Source organism: Streptomyces sp. G-G2 (assembly GCF_030063135.1).
In the GTDB taxonomy this organism is placed as follows: Bacteria; Actinomycetota; Actinomycetes; order Streptomycetales; family Streptomycetaceae; genus Streptomyces.
This window is the reverse complement of record NZ_JASISO010000059.1, coordinates 24,119-39,438: the sequence shown is the minus strand read 5'-3', so window position 1 is coordinate 39,438 and position 15,320 is coordinate 24,119. Positions and strand designations below refer to the sequence as shown.

The 15,320-nt window shown below is 73.3% G+C and carries 16 protein-coding genes; 7 read left to right on the top strand and 9 right to left on the bottom strand.

Annotated features, from left to right (window positions below; genetic code table 11):
* Positions 1-266: 266 nt before the first annotated feature.
* The 3 genes from QMF80_RS33350 to QMF80_RS33340 are packed head-to-tail and all read right to left on the bottom strand — an operon-like array spanning position 267 to position 4,005.
* Positions 267-2,357, bottom strand: a complete 2,091-nt coding sequence (locus QMF80_RS33350) for a xanthine dehydrogenase family protein molybdopterin-binding subunit (protein WP_283460257.1) — start codon at positions 2,355-2,357, stop codon at positions 267-269.
* Complete coding sequence (locus QMF80_RS33345) at positions 2,357-3,358, bottom strand: FAD binding domain-containing protein (RefSeq protein ID WP_283460256.1); 1,002 nt, start codon at positions 3,356-3,358, stop codon at positions 2,357-2,359. The genes QMF80_RS33350 and QMF80_RS33345 overlap by 1 nt, the downstream gene beginning before the upstream one ends.
* Entirely contained in the window at positions 3,355-4,005 is a 651-nt protein-coding gene (locus QMF80_RS33340; protein WP_502962975.1) for a 2Fe-2S iron-sulfur cluster-binding protein, read from the bottom strand. Before QMF80_RS33340 ends, QMF80_RS33345 begins: the two co-directional genes overlap by 4 nt.
* A 137-nt stretch (positions 4,006-4,142) precedes the next feature.
* Between QMF80_RS33340 and QMF80_RS33335 the strand changes: the two genes are divergently transcribed.
* On the top strand, positions 4,143-5,129 hold the full coding sequence (locus QMF80_RS33335) for an LLM class F420-dependent oxidoreductase (RefSeq protein ID WP_283460254.1): 987 nt from the start codon (positions 4,143-4,145) through the stop codon (positions 5,127-5,129).
* A 515-nt stretch (positions 5,130-5,644) separates the two neighbouring features.
* On the opposite strand, the gene QMF80_RS33330 is transcribed toward QMF80_RS33335, so the two are convergent.
* Positions 5,645-6,292 (bottom strand): cytochrome P450, encoded by a 648-nt coding sequence (locus tag QMF80_RS33330; RefSeq protein WP_283460252.1) that lies wholly within the window; start codon positions 6,290-6,292, stop codon positions 5,645-5,647.
* Positions 6,293-6,608: 316 nt separating this feature from the next.
* On the opposite strand from QMF80_RS33330, the gene QMF80_RS33325 reads away from it, so the two are divergent.
* Entirely contained in the window at positions 6,609-6,902 is a 294-nt protein-coding gene (locus tag QMF80_RS33325; RefSeq protein WP_283460250.1) for a WhiB family transcriptional regulator, read from the top strand.
* A gap of 37 nt (positions 6,903-6,939) precedes the next feature.
* Here QMF80_RS33325 and QMF80_RS33320 read toward each other — a convergent pair whose 3' ends face one another.
* On the bottom strand, positions 6,940-7,197 hold the full coding sequence (locus tag QMF80_RS33320) for a DUF5133 domain-containing protein (RefSeq protein ID WP_283460248.1): 258 nt from the start codon (positions 7,195-7,197) through the stop codon (positions 6,940-6,942).
* A gap of 162 nt (positions 7,198-7,359) precedes the next feature.
* On the bottom strand, positions 7,360-7,677 hold the full coding sequence (locus QMF80_RS33315) for a helix-turn-helix transcriptional regulator (protein ID WP_283460246.1): 318 nt from the start codon (positions 7,675-7,677) through the stop codon (positions 7,360-7,362).
* A gap of 210 nt (positions 7,678-7,887) precedes the next feature.
* Here QMF80_RS33315 and QMF80_RS33310 point away from each other — a divergent pair, with 210 nt between their 5' ends.
* Positions 7,888-8,565 (top strand): alpha/beta fold hydrolase, encoded by a 678-nt coding sequence (locus QMF80_RS33310; protein WP_283460245.1) that lies wholly within the window; start codon positions 7,888-7,890, stop codon positions 8,563-8,565.
* 11 nt (positions 8,566-8,576) lie between these two features.
* Here QMF80_RS33310 and QMF80_RS33305 read toward each other — a convergent pair whose 3' ends face one another.
* Positions 8,577-9,110 (bottom strand): type 1 glutamine amidotransferase domain-containing protein, encoded by a 534-nt coding sequence (locus QMF80_RS33305; RefSeq protein WP_283460243.1) that lies wholly within the window; start codon positions 9,108-9,110, stop codon positions 8,577-8,579.
* A gap of 170 nt (positions 9,111-9,280) precedes the next feature.
* On the opposite strand from QMF80_RS33305, the gene QMF80_RS33300 reads away from it, so the two are divergent.
* The gene (locus QMF80_RS33300) at positions 9,281-9,502 is read left to right on the top strand and encodes a hypothetical protein (RefSeq protein ID WP_283460241.1); all 222 of its coding nucleotides are present in this window, start codon (positions 9,281-9,283) and stop codon (positions 9,500-9,502) included.
* Between the two features lie 77 nt (positions 9,503-9,579).
* Here QMF80_RS33300 and QMF80_RS33295 read toward each other — a convergent pair whose 3' ends face one another.
* Entirely contained in the window at positions 9,580-10,671 is a 1,092-nt protein-coding gene (locus tag QMF80_RS33295; RefSeq protein WP_283460239.1) for a carboxylate-amine ligase, read from the bottom strand.
* Positions 10,672-11,093: 422 nt separating this feature from the next.
* On the opposite strand from QMF80_RS33295, the gene QMF80_RS33290 reads away from it, so the two are divergent.
* Positions 11,094-11,663, top strand: coding sequence for a pyridoxamine 5'-phosphate oxidase family protein (locus QMF80_RS33290; RefSeq protein ID WP_283460237.1), 570 nt, complete (start codon positions 11,094-11,096; stop codon positions 11,661-11,663).
* A gap of 407 nt (positions 11,664-12,070) precedes the next feature.
* On the top strand, positions 12,071-13,240 hold the full coding sequence (locus tag QMF80_RS33285) for an alanine--tRNA ligase-related protein (protein WP_283460264.1): 1,170 nt from the start codon (positions 12,071-12,073) through the stop codon (positions 13,238-13,240).
* A 69-nt stretch (positions 13,241-13,309) separates the two neighbouring features.
* Here QMF80_RS33285 and QMF80_RS33280 read toward each other — a convergent pair whose 3' ends face one another.
* Entirely contained in the window at positions 13,310-13,534 is a 225-nt protein-coding gene (locus QMF80_RS33280; protein ID WP_283460236.1) for a hypothetical protein, read from the bottom strand.
* 472 nt (positions 13,535-14,006) lie between these two features.
* Here QMF80_RS33280 and QMF80_RS33275 point away from each other — a divergent pair, with 472 nt between their 5' ends.
* Positions 14,007-15,269, top strand: a complete 1,263-nt coding sequence (locus tag QMF80_RS33275; protein ID WP_283460262.1) for a PP2C family protein-serine/threonine phosphatase — start codon at positions 14,007-14,009, stop codon at positions 15,267-15,269.
* Positions 15,270-15,320 lie beyond the last annotated feature (51 nt).

Genomic DNA, 15,320 nt, shown 5'->3' with positions numbered 1-15,320 from the left:
GGGGACCGGGTCCGTAGCGGCCGGTACGGGTTCCGGGCCCTCCGGTGGGGGCTCCTGCGGTTCTCCTTGCGGTTGCGGGTCGCGCTTCATCGCGTCCACCTCGCCCTTCTGCCGTTCCAGTGCCTTGCCCTTCGCGCCTGCCCCGGCCGGCCGGGCCGCAACCAACCCGTCGGACGCGACGTCGGCGTCCGGGTGCGCGGAGTTCCGGGACGACCCGGCGCAATCCTGAGAGCCCGTCCCCCAGCCGGCGCCGCCACGCGGCGGTGTCAGCGGCAGGCCGCCCGGACCCGGTCCGGGGTCAGGGGCAGTTCGCGCAGTCGGCGTCCCGTGGCGTGGCTGACGGCGTTGCCGATCGCCGCCGCCGTGCCGACGATGCCGATCTCTCCGATGCCCTTGCTCCCCATCGGGTTGAGGTGCTTGTCGTGCTCCTCGATCCAGTGCGCCTCGATGGCGGGGACGTCCGCGTTCACCGGAATGTGGTAGCCCGCCAGGTCGCGCTCCGCGAAGTCGCCGAAGGCCGGATCGAGGGTGCTGTGTTCGGTGAGGGCCATGCCGAGGCCCATGACCATGCCGCCCCTGAACTGCGAGCGGGCCGTGGTCGGGTTGAGGATGCGGCCCGCCGCGTAGACGCCGAGCAGCCGTCGTACGCGGACCTCGCCCGTGACGGTGTCGACCTGTACGTCGGCGAAGTGCGCGCCGAAGGCGTGGCGTGCGTACGGCGATTTCTGCTGCGCCGACCGGGTGGTGTCCGCCGAGGCGGAGAGGCCCCCTGGCGGCAGCGGACCGTGGTGGCGGGCCAGCCGGGCGGCGAGGGCGTCGCAGGCGTCGTGGACGGCCCAGCCCCAGGAGGCCGTGCCCGAGGACCCTCCGGCGAGGGAGGCCGCGGGCAGGCCGGTGTGTCCGACCAGCGCCGTCACGGACGCGAGCGGGACCCCGAGCGCGTCGGCGGCCACCTGGGCCAGCACGGTCCGGGCGCCGGTCCCGATGTCGGTGGCGTTGACCTCGACGGTGTAGGTGCCGTCGGGGTGGGCGCGGGCCCGGGCCGTGGACGGGGAGATGAGCACGGGGTAGGTCGCTGCCGCGACCCCGGTTCCGCGCAGGAGGGGACCCTCGCGGCGCGGGGTGCGGTGCTCCGCCCAGCCGAACCGGTCGGCGCCCTCCCGCAGGCATTCCACGAGGTGGCGGCTGCTGAAGGGACGGCCGCTGTCGGGTTCGCTCGCGGGTTCGTTGCGTAGGCGCAGCTCGATGGGGTCGATCCCCAGCGTCCCGGCGAGTTCGTCCATCGTCGATTCCAGCGCGTACATGCCGGGGGCCTCGCCCGGCGCCCGCATCCAGGAGGGGGTGGGGACGTCCAGCTCGACGACGCGGTGGGTGGTGCGGACGTCCGGCACGGCGTACATCACGCGGGCCGGTACGGCGGCCTGCTCCACGAACTCCCGGACCCGGGAGGTGTGCGTGGTCACCTCGTGGCTCAGCGAGGTGAGGGTTCCGTCGGGGCGGGCGCTCAGCCGTAGCCGGTGCAGGGTGGGAGCGCGGTGCCCCACGGTGGCCGGTAGGTCCGCCCTCGGCAGGGCCAGTTTCACCGGGCGGCCGGTGTGGCGCGCGGCCATGGCGGCCAGCACCACGTGCGGGCGCGTGGTGCCCTTGGAGCCGAAGCCGCCGCCCACGTGCTCGGAGACGACCGTGATGTGGTCCTCGGGCAGGTCGAACAGCCCGGCCAGCGCCGCCCGGACGGGGCCGGAGCCCTGACTTGAGTCGTACACGGTCAAATGGCCGCGCCCGGCGTCCCATTCGGCGGTGGCGGCGTGCGGTTCCATGGGGTGGTTGTGCAGCGGGGGGACGCTGTAGACGGTGTCCACCCGCAGGTCGGCGGCGGCGAACACGGCGTCCGGGTCACCCTGTTCGCGGTGGGCGGGGTGTCCGCCGTTGGCCTGGTCGGGCGTGTACGCGTCGGGGTGGTCGGCGGTGACCTGGACATCGTGCGGTTCGGCCGCGTAGGAGACCCGTACGTCGGCCGCGGCGGCCCGGGCGCCCTCCAGGGTGTCGGCGACGGCCAGGGCGACGTACCAGCCCCGGTGCGGGACGCGGAGGTCCTGGAGCAGCTGGAGCGTGGGGTCGTCCGAGGACCCCAGCCGGGGTGCGTCGTACGGGGTGAGGACGGCGCGGACGCCGGGTGCGCGCAGGGCGGCGCTCGTGTCGACGGCGGTGACCCGTCCGCGGGCGATGGTCGCGGGGACGGGCCAGGCGTAGGCGCAGCCCGGCGGGCGGCGGTCGAGGGCGTAGCGGGCTGCGCCCGTCACCTTGTCCCGGCCCTCGGCGCGGCCGGTGGGCGTACCGAGTGCGGTGTGCGGACGCATCACCGCCTCCCTTCGCAGGAGCGGACGAGGGTGGCCAGGGCGTCGCGGGCGAGGTCCCCGGCGAGCCCGACCTTGAAGGCGTTGTCGCGCAGGGGCCGCGCGGCGGCCAGTTCCGCTTCGACGGCTTCCCGGACGGCGTCCGGGGTGGGGGCGGCGCCGGTCAGCCGCTCCTCGGCGGTGGAGGCCCGCCAGGGCCGGTGGGCGAGGCCGCCGAACGCGAGGGCCGCCGTGCGGACGAGGCCGCCGTCGAGGTCGAGGACGACGGCAACCGAAGCCAGGGCGAAGGCGTACGACGCGCGGTCGCGGGCCTTGCGGTACAGGGAGACGGCGCCGGGGACGGCCGCGGGGAGCAGCACCGCGGTGATGATCTCCGTCGGGCGGATGACGGTGTCCCGCTCGGGGTGGTCGCCGGGCAGCCGGTAGAACGCGGTGACGGGGACCGTCCGGGTGCCGTCGCCGTCGTACAGCTCGATGTCGGCGTCGAGGGCGGCGAGCGCCACGGCCATGTCGGAGGGGTGGGTGGCGATGCAGTGCGGGGAGTGCCCGAGCACCGCGTGGTCACGGTGGACACCGTCCCGTGCGCCGCAGCCGGTGCCGGGTTCGCGTTTGTTGCAGGGTTTGGACAGGTCCTGGAAGTACGGGCACCGGGTGCGCTGGAGGAGGTTGCCGCCGGTGGTGGCGATGTTGCGCAGTTGTCCGGAGGCTCCGGCGAGGAGCGCCTGGGCGAGCACCGGGTAGTGGGCTCGTACCAGTGGGTGCGCGGCGACGTCGGTGTTGCGGGCCATGGATCCGATGCGCAGACCGGCGTCGTCGGGCAGCCGCTCGATCTCGTCCAGCGGCAGCCGCGAGAGGTCGACGAGGGTGCCGGGGCTCTCGACGCCGTGCTTCATGAGGTCCACGAGGTTGGTGCCGCCCGCGAGGTAGCGGGCTCCGGGATGGCCGGCGAGCGCGGCCGCCGCCTCCCGCAGGCTGGTGGGGCGTACGTAGCTGAAGGGCTTCACGGGGTCACGCCCTCACGGGCGGCCCCGGCGACGGACTCGACGGCGGCGACGATCCCCGGGTAGGCGCCGCAGCGGCAGAGGTTGCCGCTCAGCCGCTCCCGGATCTCGTCGGCGGTCAGGGTGGCGGGTCCGTCCGCGCCGAGCGCCTCGGGCGCGGTGACGTGCGAGGGGTGGCCCTCGGCGGCTTCGCGCAGGACGCCGACGGCGGAGCAGAGCTGACCGGGGGTGCAGTAGCCGCACTGGAAGGCGTCGTGTTCGAGGAAGGCGCGCTGGAGCGGGTGCAGGTCCGCGTCCTCCCCGCCGTCCGGCTGCCCGGTGGTTGCGGCGAGCCCTTCGACGGTCGTGATCTCGCGGCCGTCGAGGGAGACCGCCAGGAGCAGGCAGCCGTTGGCCCGCCGCCCCTCGACCAGGACGGTGCAGGCGCCGCACTGGCCGTGGTCGCAGCCCTTCTTCGAGCCGGTCAGGCCCAGCCCCTCGCGCAGGGCGTCGAGGAGGGTCACCCGGTGGTCCAGCACGAGGACGTGCGGGGTTCCGTTGACGCGCAGGGCCACCCGGGAGGCGGTGGGGCCGGTGTCCGCCTCCGGCCGCGGGGGTCCCGTGGGGGGCCCGGGGGCGGCTTCGTGGGGCAGTGCGGTTCCGTGGGTCACGACGCGCTCCCTCTGTGTCCGGTAACTGGTGACTTGTGACCTCGCCTGCCCAGCACGGCCCGTCCCACACACCCCCGGTGGCGCCCGGGCCCGGAGGCGGCACGTTTCAGGGGCGCGAGACAGGTAAGGCGCGGCGCATGGTGCAAATCGGATACACGATGATGACCGAGCAGGCCGGTCCCCGTGAGCTGGTGGACCACGTGGTGGGGGCGGAGCGGGCGGGTTTCGATTTCTCCGTCACCTCCGACCACTACTTCCCCTGGCTGAAGGAGCAGGGCCACTCCCCCTACGCCTGGAGCGTCCTGGGGGCGGCGGCGCAGGCCACCTCGACGATCCCGTTGATGACATACGTGACCTGCCCGACGATGCGCTACCACCCGGCGGTGGTGGCCCAGAAGGCCGCGACGCTCCAGCTGCTCTCCGGTGGGCGCTTCCGGCTCGGGCTGGGGTCCGGCGAGAACCTCAACGAGCACGTCGTCGGGCCGGGGTGGCCCGCCGCGCACGTCCGGCTCGACATGCTCGACGAAGCGGTGGAGATCATCCGCGCACTGTTCGCGGGGGAATCCGTGAATCGGCACGGTACGTACTTCGACGTGGAGAACGCCCGGCTGTGGGACCTTCCCGAGGATCCGCCGCCCATCGGGATCGCCGTCTCCGGCGAGCGCTCCTGCGAGCTGGCGGGCCGACACGCCGACCTGGTGATCGCCACCGAGCCCGAGGGCGAGCTGCTGGCCGCCTTCGACCGCGCCGGGGGCTCCGGAAAGCCCAGGGTCGGCCAGCTCCCGGTCTGCTACGACACCGACCGGGACACGGCCGTCAAGCGCGCCCACGAGCAGTTCCGCTGGTCGACCGGCGGCTGGAAGGTCAACGCGGAGCTGCCCGGCCCGGCAGCCTTCGACGAGGCCACGCAGCACGTCCGCCCGGAGGACGTGGCCGAGTCCATCCCTTGCGGGAACGAGGTCGAGGAGTTCGTGGAGGCCGTTCGTCCGTACGTCGACGCGGGCTTCACGGAGGTCGCCCTCATCCAGGTCGGCGGTCGGCACCAGGAGCCCTTCCTGGAGTGGGCCCGGGCCGAGCTGCTCCCCGCCCTGCGCGAGCTCCGTCCGGCCGGTACGCTCGGCTGACCGTGCCCGCGGCGGCCGGTGGCCGACGTCGCGCGGCCGGACACCCGGCCCGTCCCGCCCCCTGTACGGCCCTCGCCGTACAGCCCCTGACCGTCCGCGTGCGGGACCCGGCCGCTGCCCAGTGCGCGGCTGCCGCCCCCCGCGCCCGTCCCGAGCCGGTGATCGTCCGATGAGCCCGTTGATCCCGCAGGACCCCGAGACGCTCAAGCGGCTCATCGCCCGTGAGGTGACCGTCCTGCGGGTCGCCGCGCGCCGCGGGGCGCGGGTACGCCGGGACGTCGTGGAGCCCCCGCGACCCGTGTCGGAGCCCGCGCCCCGGGGCTGCCCGTGCGGTGGGGGCGACGGTCCTCCACACGCCTGCGGGGACGGCGGCGCGGGCCACGACCCGTGGGCGTGCCTGTGCGCGACGCTGCCCGCGATCCCCGTCTCGGCCGCCCTGCTCGCTCCGGTGCGCGAGGACGGGCCGGGTGAGGGGACGGGCGGGACCGGGACCGGGACCGGCAAGATCGTGGACTTCACCGTGCGGGCGGGCAACCACGTGCGCTCCGCGCAGAGGCTCGACGCACCCGACCGCCAGGTGGGGCGCCGTCTGCTGGAGGTCCTGCGCCGCCGCCCTGCGGGACGAGGTCGTTGCCCGAGGGCTCGCGGCCCAGGAAGCGCGCGGGGTCGAAGTCGTAGGGACGCGCCCAGAGTTCGGGGTCGTGGTGGTACCCGTAGAGGTCGAGCAGAACCATCGCGCCCCGGGGGCCGCGGGTGCCCCGCACGCTCAGGTCGTGGGCGGCGCGGCCCCCCACGAAGGGGGCGAAGGGGTAGAAGCGGCGGACCTCGTGGGCGAAGGCCCGGGCGTAGCCGCCGTCGTCGGACCGCAGGAGCGCGGCGGCGATGGCGTCGAGCTTGCGCTGGGTGGCGTGCTCGGCCCGGCGTTCCGAGTTCTTGAGCAGGGCCAGCAGCAGGAGTGCCACGGCGGACACCGCGTCGCCCGCGAGGTGCTGCCAGCTCGCGGACAGGGCCGCGCCGTGGACCACGATGACATTGGCCACCAGGACGACGCACAGGACGAAGAAGACGGCGGAACTGGTGAAGTTGGAGGCGAGTTCCGCGAACCTCTCGAACCGGCCGACTTTACCTTCCTCATGCTTCTGCGCGGGGTGCTCTAGCGTCATGTGGGGCGGCTGCCCGCCGACAGGCCCCGTGACACCTCCCACCGGCCTCTTTCCCAGTTTTCGCCGGGCGCGCTCGGGGCACGAGCGGGGTGCCCCGTGCGGACGGCGGGCGGGGCCGGCGCCCTGGCGATGTCTGGGCGGGTGAAGCCCCCTGACGCATCAGGGAGTTGCCCATGAGGTACCTGTACAGCGCGCCGGACGGCGAAGGTTCGCACGACGTGCCGGGTGCCCGGCCCGCGGCCCGGCGGCGCAGGTTTCAGACCGGGTGTTGTGGCCACACGGGTGGTGAATGTCCCGGATCTCGTGAGGAGTACACATGACCCAGGCGCCACGGCTGCCCGGCGGAGCCCGGAAGCACTGGATGGGGCGGGACGGCGTGGCGTGCGGGAGACCGGGGCCGGACCGGTTCTTCCGCGCGTCGGGCGCGCGGGGCGAGGACCGCGCCGCGTGCGAACGGGCGGCCAAGGACGTCTGCGCGCTGTGCCCCGTGCAGGTCGCGTGCCTACGGCACGCGCTGGACGTACGGGAACCCCACGGCATGTGGGGCGGCCTGACGCAGGAGGAGCGCCGGGCCCTCATCGACGACCCCGCCGCCCTCGCGACGGTGTGAGGACGGCGGGGGCTGCGGGCGCGGACCGGCGGGGACGCTAGGGCTGGGGCTGCGGGACCGCTTCGGCTGCGGGTGTGAGCACCGAGTCGTCGAAGGTCCCGGCGCCGGGCAGCCGGTGGCGGGCGGCGGCCAGCGCGGCATCCACGTTCGAGGTGCCCGTCGCCACGCACAGTGTGTACACGACGTCCTCCATCTGGCGTCGCACCTCGGAGGTCCCCTCGCCCGCGTCCAGGACCGACAGGGCCCAGTAACGCTCGACGAGACCGGACAGCACTGCCGGATGGGCCATCAGCATGAGGTGGTTCCTTTCGGGAGGCGTGGCGATCGGCTCCCGCCTGCCCCGGGTCGGGCGCCGTACACCCCCTCGCTCACCGCCGGGCCGGGATTCTTCGGATCAGCGGATCACGGGGCTGCGGATCAGCGGATCAGCGGATCAGCGGGTCTGCGGGTCTGCGGATCAGCGGGTCTGCTGGACGGAGTCGTCGTCCGCGAGCAGCTGAAGCAGCCCGGCGACCTGATGTCCGGCCTCGGCGGGGTGGCGGAACATGGCGCCTTGCGCGATCTCGTAGCGGTTGCGCCGTCCGTCGCGCGAGCGGGTCAGGTACCCGTCCGCTTCGAGGTCCGCGACGATGGCCTGAACGGTCCGCTCCGTGAGACCGCACGCGAGCGCCACATCACGGAGCCGGACGCCGGAATCGCGTGAGATCGCCAGGAACACGCGCGCGTGATTGGTGAGGAACGTCCACGTGGGCCGACGTTCGGAACTCTTATCCATTCCTCCATCATGCGACGTCATCTTCACGCAAGACAACACACGAGATGATTTTCGCGTAGTTCTTTACGCACGACCACCCCTGACGGGCCTTGGTCGACGGCGTCAGCCACGGTGGAGAGGCCCCCGGACCGGGCGGACCGATGACTTTCGCCAGGCCCGGCAGTCACCCCTGCGGTGGAGCACACCGCCGCCGCGTGAGGAGCGTGTGACATGAGCGTGTTCGTCCTGATCCCCGGGGCCGGAGGCGCGGCCTGGTATTGGCACCCCGTGGTGTCCGCCGTACGGGCCGCGGGGCACGAGGCGGTCGCGGTCGATCTTCCAGGCGCCGACGGTTCGGCCGGGCTGCCCGAGTACGCGGACGCAGTCGTCGCGGCCATCGGCGGGCGTGAGGACGTCGTCGTGGTGGCCCAGTCCATGGGCGGCTTCACCGCGCCGATGGTCTGTACGCGTACGCCCGTGCATCTGTTGGTCCTGGTCAACGCGATGGTGCCGCTGCCGGGCGAGACCCCGGGACAGTGGTGGGGCAACACCGGGTCGGAGGCGGCCCGCGAAGCCGCCGCCAGGGCGGGCGGGTACCCCACGGAATTCGACCTGGACACCTACTTCCTGCACGACGTGCCCCCCGAGGTCGCCGCCGCGAGTTCCGCCCACGAGCGGCCCGAAGCCGACATCGCCTTCGGGCAGCCCTGCGCGATCGACCGCTGGCCGCGGGTGACCACCCGCGTGATCGCCGCAGCGGGCGACCGGTTCTTCCCCCTGGAGTTCCAGCGCCGGGTGGCCCTCGACCGCCTCGGCATCGACACGGACGAGGTGCCCGGCGGACATCTGGCCGCGCTGTCGCACCCGGCCGAACTGGCCGCCCGGCTGATCGGGTACGTCGGCACCTGAGCGGCGGGCGCTCAGGCGGCGAACTCCGCGACGAACGCCGTGCAGAACGCCTCCAGGTCGTCCGGCTTGCGGCTGGTGATCAGCGTGGTGGGGCCCCCGTGGCAGACCTGGACCTCCTCGTCCACCCACGTGCCGCCCGCGTTGCGGATGTCGGTCGCGAGGCTCGGCCACGAGGTGAGCGTCCGCCCGGGAAGGACTCCGGCCTCCACGAGCGTCCAGGGGGCGTGGCAGATCGCGGCCACCGGCTTCCCCTGCTCGAAGAAGCTGCGGATGAACCCGACGGCGCGCTCGTTGGTGCGCAGGGCGTCCGGATTGGCGACGCCTCCGGGCAGCACGAGCGCGTCGAAGGCGTCGGCCGTGTCCCCGGCGAGTACGTGGTCCACCGTGTAGCTTCCGGCCTTGTCCAGGTGGTTGTAAGCGCGTACCTGCCCGGCCTCGGTCGAGACCAGTTGCGGGTTCCAACCGGCGTTGAGGGCGGCCTTCCAGGGGTCGGTGAGTTCGATCTCCTCGACGCCTTCGGTCGCCGTCAGAAAGGCGATGCGCACCTGATTCACATCCTTCGCGCGGGGCCGTGGCCCGTGGTTCCTGTTCCCGTGCGCCTGCCCGGCCGGGTGCGCCCCATGCACGCGGGCCGGCGCCGCCCGCTCCGGTTTCCCGTTTCCCCGGCGCGATCCCGGTCAGACGCCTACGCACGGCACTAGCGAGGAGGTACGTCATGGGTGACATGCGGGACAAGGCCCAGCGGCCGGGGATTGGACGCGAGGAGCAGGTGCGCGACGAGCACGCACAGGTCGAGCACGCACACGACACCACCCGGCGGACGCGGAAGGCGGGGCAACCCGGCGCGGAGGAGTCCGCCCGCCGAAGCGACGGGGCGCGCGGCCACCGGCAGGACGACCCCGGCGCCGAGGCCGAGTCCGACACCGACCCCGACTAGCCGGCACCGGCACCGGCACCGGCTAGCAGGGCATCACCGGGACGGCCTGATCGAGGGCCACGGCACCCGTCGGGCGCTCAGCGCGTGCCCTCCGCCGTGATCAGGGCGCCCAAACCGCCCATGCCCCCCTCGGCCAGGGCGCGGCGCTGACGGTCCGCGGGGGTGCCGCGCCGCAGGAGGCGGTGGACGAGTGCGGTGATCTCGCGGGCGTCCCCGCTCTCCTCCAGCGCGGGCAGGATGTGCGCCATCAGCATGCACAGCACGTCACCGGCGCTGCGCCGACGCCCCTCGGGGTCCACCAGCGAGCCGCTCGTTCCGTGGCGGGCCGCGTGCCAGTCCGCGGCCCGCAGGAGTTCGGGGGAGCACGTGGGTACGGCGATTCCCCCCTTCTCCTCGGTGATGGCGGTGGCCACGAGCGCCCGGATGACCCCCGCGAGCATGACCGCGTCATCGGCCGCCAGCTGGACGTCGGCGCAGCGCACTTCGATGGTGGGGAAACGGTCCGAGAGACGTGCCTGCCAGTACAACTGCCCCCGGTCCGCGATCACTCCGCTGGCCAGCAGGTCATCCACCCGCTGCTCGTAGTCGGCGTACCCGTGGAAGTGCGGCGGGGGGCCGGTCACCGGCCAGCGCCCGAACACGATGGTCCGCCAGCTGGCGAACCCCGTGTCCCGCCCCTCCCACAGGGGAGAGTTCGCCGACATCGCCAGGACGGTCGGCAGCCAGAGCCGGATCCGGTTGAGCACCGCCACCCCGGTGTCCTTGTCCGGCACGCCCACGTGCACGTGCATGCCGTTGATCAGATGTTCGTCGACCAGCCGCCCGGCGTCATGCCGCATCTTCTGGTACCTGGACCCCGGAGTGATGGGAACCGGTACGGAGCCCTTCAGCGGCGCGGTGGCCGAGGCGGCGACCCGGCAGCCGCCGGCCTCCGCGGCCGAGGCGACCGCGTGCCGCAGCCGCAGCAGGTGTCCTCCTACCTCGTCGAGTTCCGTGCAGACGGGAGTGGCGACCTCGATCTGGACCTGCAGCAGCTCGCGCTGCACCTCGCCCTCCTCGGCCACGGCCCCGAGACCCGCGGCCGCGCCGACCTCCTCCGCCACCGGTACCGGAAGCCAGGTGTGGGGGTCCACCAGCAAGTACTCTTCCTCAACCCCAAGAGTGATCATGTGCGGCGGCTACCCGGAGCGCGTCATGATCACCCATCTCCCCCGGGACCGCGGCTCCTCCGTTCCCGCCCTCCCGCTCTCCCGCATTCCCGCTCTCCGGCCCCCCTCCTCCCGGCTCCCGTGGTCCGCGCGATGCGGTGCCCGGACCGGGTCGTCCGGGGCGCACGCCACCGCATGGTCTGCCCCGCGCGCTGCCATGCGGGTGAGACACCGCGGCCGGGGGCGGTACGGCGGCGGGCGGAGCCGGGCGGCTGCCGATCATCGGTGTCCGCGGTCGAATCGAAGGGAGCCGGCCACCCCCCGCGGGCCGCCCTCGCCGCCCAGACCTGGACCGTCGCCGACCCCACACCAGACCAGACCAGACCACACCACCCATTCCGCGCGGGCGGCCGCTCGTGACCGGGAACAGAAGGAGATCCGCCGTGCAAGCCCGAAACACCGCACAGGGACCCGCCGAACAACCCACGACCGAGCTCGACGCCCGTTACAGCTCCGCGCTCAACCCCCGCCCCGGCGCCGAGGACGTCACCGCCACCGAGTGGGCCCGGGCGCAGCGGCAGTTGGAGACCGCCGAGATCTTCTGGGTCTCCACGGTGCGGGCGGACGGCCGACTCCACGTCACTCCCGTCATCGCCGCCTGGCACGACGGCGCGCTGTACTTCTCGACCGGTCCGGGTGAGCAGAAGGCCAAGAACCTCGCCCACGACGGTCACTGCGCGCTGACCACCGGGGGGAACTCGCTCACCGAAGGGCTCGACCTGGTGGTCGAGGGCACGGCGGAGCCGCTTGCCGATCCGGCGGTCCTGGAGGAGGTGATCACGGCGTTCGAGACGAAGTACGGGGCCCACATCACCTCGCCCGAGGGCACCTTCCACGGCATCTCGGACGCGTTCCGCACGGGGGACGCGGCGCTGTTCGCGGTGGCCCCGGCCACCGCGTACGGCTTCGGGCGGGACAACGGGGTGTACACGCACACCCGGTGGACCTTCTGAGCACGGCCTCCTGAGCGCGGTCACGGGGACGGCCTACGGCGGCGGGACCGGTACGTCGGCCCCGCCGCCGAGCGTGTCGGCGACCGTCCGGCCAGGGGGGCACGAGCGCGGCGTACGACGAAAAAAAGGGGGCGCCCCGGGGACACCGGACGCGTTACCCTCGGCGCTATGAACGTCACGGGCCGGAACATCACCGCGACCGCGCGAGCGACCAGCTCGCCGGTTGCCGCCGCCTGACGTCCTCCCTCCCACGTCCACCGGCGACCGGAAAACGGTCCGCCCGTGGATCCTGGCGTTCTTTCCCGCCCCGGTTCCCCAGCTGTGTGGACCCGCTTCCGGCGCCTCCCCGCCGCACGCGAAGGAGCCACCCCGTGAACCCGCACCCGCACCCGTACTCGCACCCGCACATGAGTACCGATCAGATCGTCCGCACGTTCGTCGAGTACTTCGAGGAACGCGGCCACCAGCGGATCACCGGCTCGACCCTGCTGCCGCCCCCGGGGAACCCCGTGCTGTTCACCACCTCGGGCATGCACCCGCTCACCCCGTACCTGGAGGGGCGCCCGCACCCCCTCGGCAGGCGGCTGGTCAACGTACAGCGCTGTTTGCGCACCACGGACCTGGAAGAGGTCGGCGACAGCACCCACCTGACCGTCTTCGAGATGCTCGGTTCCTGGTCACTCGGGGACTACGGGGGCCCGACGAGCCTGGACTGGGGATACGGGCTGCTCACCGAGGGGTTCGGCGTCGATCCGGGGCTGATCCACGCCACGGCCTTCGGCGGCGACGACCAGAGCGGTCCGGACACCGACTCCCTGCGGCTGTGGCAGGAGCGCGGGGTGCCGGTGGAGCTCACCGTCGAAGACAACTGGTGGTCCAACGGACCGACCGGCCCGTGCGGTCCCGACTCGGAGATCTTCCTGTGGACGGGCGACAGCCCACCGGAGTCGACACCGACGGGCGACGACCGCTGGGTGGAGGTCTGGAACCACGTGATGATGCGCCACCGAAGGCTCCCCGACGGCTCGCTCGTGCCGCTCCCCCAGCGCAACATCGACACCGGGCTCGGCCTGGAACGCCTGGCCTCACTGCTGCAGGGCCGCAGGTCGGTCTTCGAGTGCGACGTCTTCGACCCGTGGCGCCGTCTCGTGCCGGGGCTGTGGCAACTGGACGAGTTGTCGCTGCGGCTGGTCTACGACCACCTGCGCTCGGCCGTCGTGGTGATCGGCGACGGGGTCCGCCCGGCCAATACCGGACGCGGCTACGTCCTGCGCCGACTGGTACGCCGGGTGCTCACCGTGCTCCGGCGGGACGACCCGTCGCGCGGCCTGGGCGACCTCCCGGACGAACTCATCGAGCACACCCTGGACCACTTCTGCCAGGGAGAGGACCCGGAGGTCGTACGCCGGGTCCTGATCGAGGAGGAACGCCGCTTCGGCCGGCTCCTGGAGCGCGGCCGACAGGTACTGGCCCGCCCCCGCTTCCAGGGCCCGCTGAGCGAAGAGGACCTCCACTACCTCCACGACACCCACGGCCTCCCGCGCGACCTCGTCCTGAACCTGCGGGAGACCGTGTAGCGGCCGCGCCGAGCCGGGATCAGGGCGCCGCCCGGGCGTCCACCCGTCCTTCGCTGCCGGGGCCGTACCTTACCGCTGCGGGTCGTCCCGCTCGTTCGCTTCACGGACCCGCTCGGGGTCGGGCGGGGGCGCCCCGTCGGCCCCGGTGCGGGAGGGCACTCCGGGCCTACGCCCGTGCTCGTCCACCATCGCGCCCTGGTCCGGGACGGGAGCACCGAGGCGCTTCCGGTCCGGACGCGGAGTACGAGGGTGCTCCCTGTCCCGCTCGCCGTCGTCCTGCGCGGTCATCGCCATCGCCCCTTCCTCGGTCGGCATCCTGCGGTGGCGCGCCTGCCCCCGTCCGTAGCACTCATGCCGCACGCGGGGTGCCGGCCCGGGGCAGGGCGGGGCGGTCACGGCGGCGCTGTCCGTGGTGGCCCGGATGTGGGAGCCTGGTAGTGATCGACCAGCCTGGTTCTGTCGCTCCCGAGGCGTCGAATTCCCGCTGGAACGCGGGACGGTCCCGGGCATGCCCGGCAGTGCTGTCGCGGCGTCGGAGCGTGACTCCACGCGGCACCGGCCGCGCGTCGGCGCGGCGCCCGCGGGCGTTGCCGCCCGACCGCAACCCGTACGGGGAGCACCTCATGAACGGACGGTTCCATCACCCTCGGCGGGCACGGTGCGGCCCGTACCCCGTCGGCGACGTGTGATGACCGCCGACGGCGTGGGCACGGACGGCGGGGAGTCGCCACCGGCGGGCGTGGGACGCGTACGGCAGGTGTGCGCGATGCTGGGCGGCTTGCTGAGAGCCAGCCACCTGATGGCGTGGGAGGACATGCTGGCGCAGGTAGGTTCCTGTGCGTCCGAGGCCGGGATCCACGACCTCGGGATCTACCTGTCCGATCTCCAGGAGGACGTACTGCGGCCGCTGCCCGACGACGGAGGGCACTGGGCGGAGGGCAAGGCGGCGGAGGGCAGGACGGCGGAGGACGCGGCCGCGGGGGGCCAGGGCGACCTGTCGGTGGCCACGACGATGGCCGGGCGGTCCTTCCAGCTCGGCAGGGTGTTTCGCCAGACGGAGCGGGAGCAGCCGGGGGTCCTGTGGTGGGTGCCCCTGCTGGACGGCACCGAACGCCTGGGCGTCTTGCGGGCCGTGACAGCGGCGGATGATGAGAGCACCCGTGACGAGCTGGACCTCCTGGCCGCCCTGGTGGCGCTCCTGGTGGTCAGTAAGCGGGGCTCCAGCGACACCCACGCCCGTCTCGTACGGACCCGGCCGATGAACGTGGCCGCGGAGATGCAGTGGCACCTCATGCCACCCGCCACCTACGCCGACCCGCGGGTGGTGGTCGGCGGCGTGCTGGAGCCCGCCTACGAGATCGGCGGGGACGCCTTCGACTACGCGCGCGCCGGGGACGTCCTCCACCTGGGCATCTTCGACGCCATGGGCCACGACACCTCCGCCGGGGTCACCGCCAACCTGGCGGTCGCGGCCTGCCGCAGCAACCGGCGCCAAGGGCTCGGCCTGATCGAGACGTCCGTCGCGATCGAGGAGATCCTCCTCACCGAATTCCACCGGCGGCGGTACGTGACGGCGATCCTGGCCGACCTCGACACCGTCACGGGCGGATTCTCCTGGGTCAACCGCGGCCATCACCCACCGGTCGTCATCCGGGGCGGCCGCTGGATGACCCGCCTGCAGTGCCCCCCGGCCCACCCCATGGGGACGGACCTCGGTCTGGAACCCGTCCTGTGCCGGGAGCAACTGGAGCCGGGCGACCGCGTCGTCCTCTACACCGACGGCATCACCGAAGCCCGCAACGCGGACGGACGCGAGTTCGGACTCGAAGGGTTCGTCGACTTCCTCATCCGCCACCACAGCGACGGACTGCCCGTCCCGGAAACCCTGCGCCGCCTGATGCGGGCGATCATGGCGCACCACGGCGGACGCCTCGCGGACGACGCCACCGTCCTGGTCGTCGAATGGCTCGGACCCGAAGCCGGGCCGTCCCTGGCCCGGGACCGGGTCGGCCTGCCCATGGCGACCTGAGGTGCGCGCCCGTGGAAGCGGACGGGTGACGGAGCCCGCGCTACGGCGTGC

Bases quoted from the DNA above. Each gene is read 5' to 3' on its own strand.
- QMF80_RS33350 (WP_283460257.1), bottom strand. From the start codon at position 2,357: ATGCGTCCGCACACCGCACTCGGTACGCCCACCGGCCGCGCCGAGGGC.
- QMF80_RS33335 (WP_283460254.1), top strand. From the start codon at position 4,143: ATGGTGCAAATCGGATACACGATGATGACCGAGCAGGCCGGTCCCCGT.
- QMF80_RS33330 (WP_283460252.1), bottom strand. From the start codon at position 6,292: ATGACGCTAGAGCACCCCGCGCAGAAGCATGAGGAAGGTAAAGTCGGC.
- QMF80_RS33325 (WP_283460250.1), top strand. From the start codon at position 6,609: ATGACCCAGGCGCCACGGCTGCCCGGCGGAGCCCGGAAGCACTGGATG.
- QMF80_RS33320 (WP_283460248.1), bottom strand. From the start codon at position 7,197: ATGCTGATGGCCCATCCGGCAGTGCTGTCCGGTCTCGTCGAGCGTTAC.
- QMF80_RS33315 (WP_283460246.1), bottom strand. From the start codon at position 7,677: ATGGATAAGAGTTCCGAACGTCGGCCCACGTGGACGTTCCTCACCAAT.
- QMF80_RS33310 (WP_283460245.1), top strand. From the start codon at position 7,888: ATGAGCGTGTTCGTCCTGATCCCCGGGGCCGGAGGCGCGGCCTGGTAT.
- QMF80_RS33300 (WP_283460241.1), top strand. From the start codon at position 9,281: ATGGGTGACATGCGGGACAAGGCCCAGCGGCCGGGGATTGGACGCGAG.
- QMF80_RS33295 (WP_283460239.1), bottom strand. From the start codon at position 10,671: ATGATCACTCTTGGGGTTGAGGAAGAGTACTTGCTGGTGGACCCCCAC.
- QMF80_RS33285 (WP_283460264.1), top strand. From the start codon at position 12,071: ATGAGTACCGATCAGATCGTCCGCACGTTCGTCGAGTACTTCGAGGAA.
- QMF80_RS33280 (WP_283460236.1), bottom strand. From the start codon at position 13,534: ATGGCGATGACCGCGCAGGACGACGGCGAGCGGGACAGGGAGCACCCT.
- QMF80_RS33275 (WP_283460262.1), top strand. From the start codon at position 14,007: ATGCTGGGCGGCTTGCTGAGAGCCAGCCACCTGATGGCGTGGGAGGAC.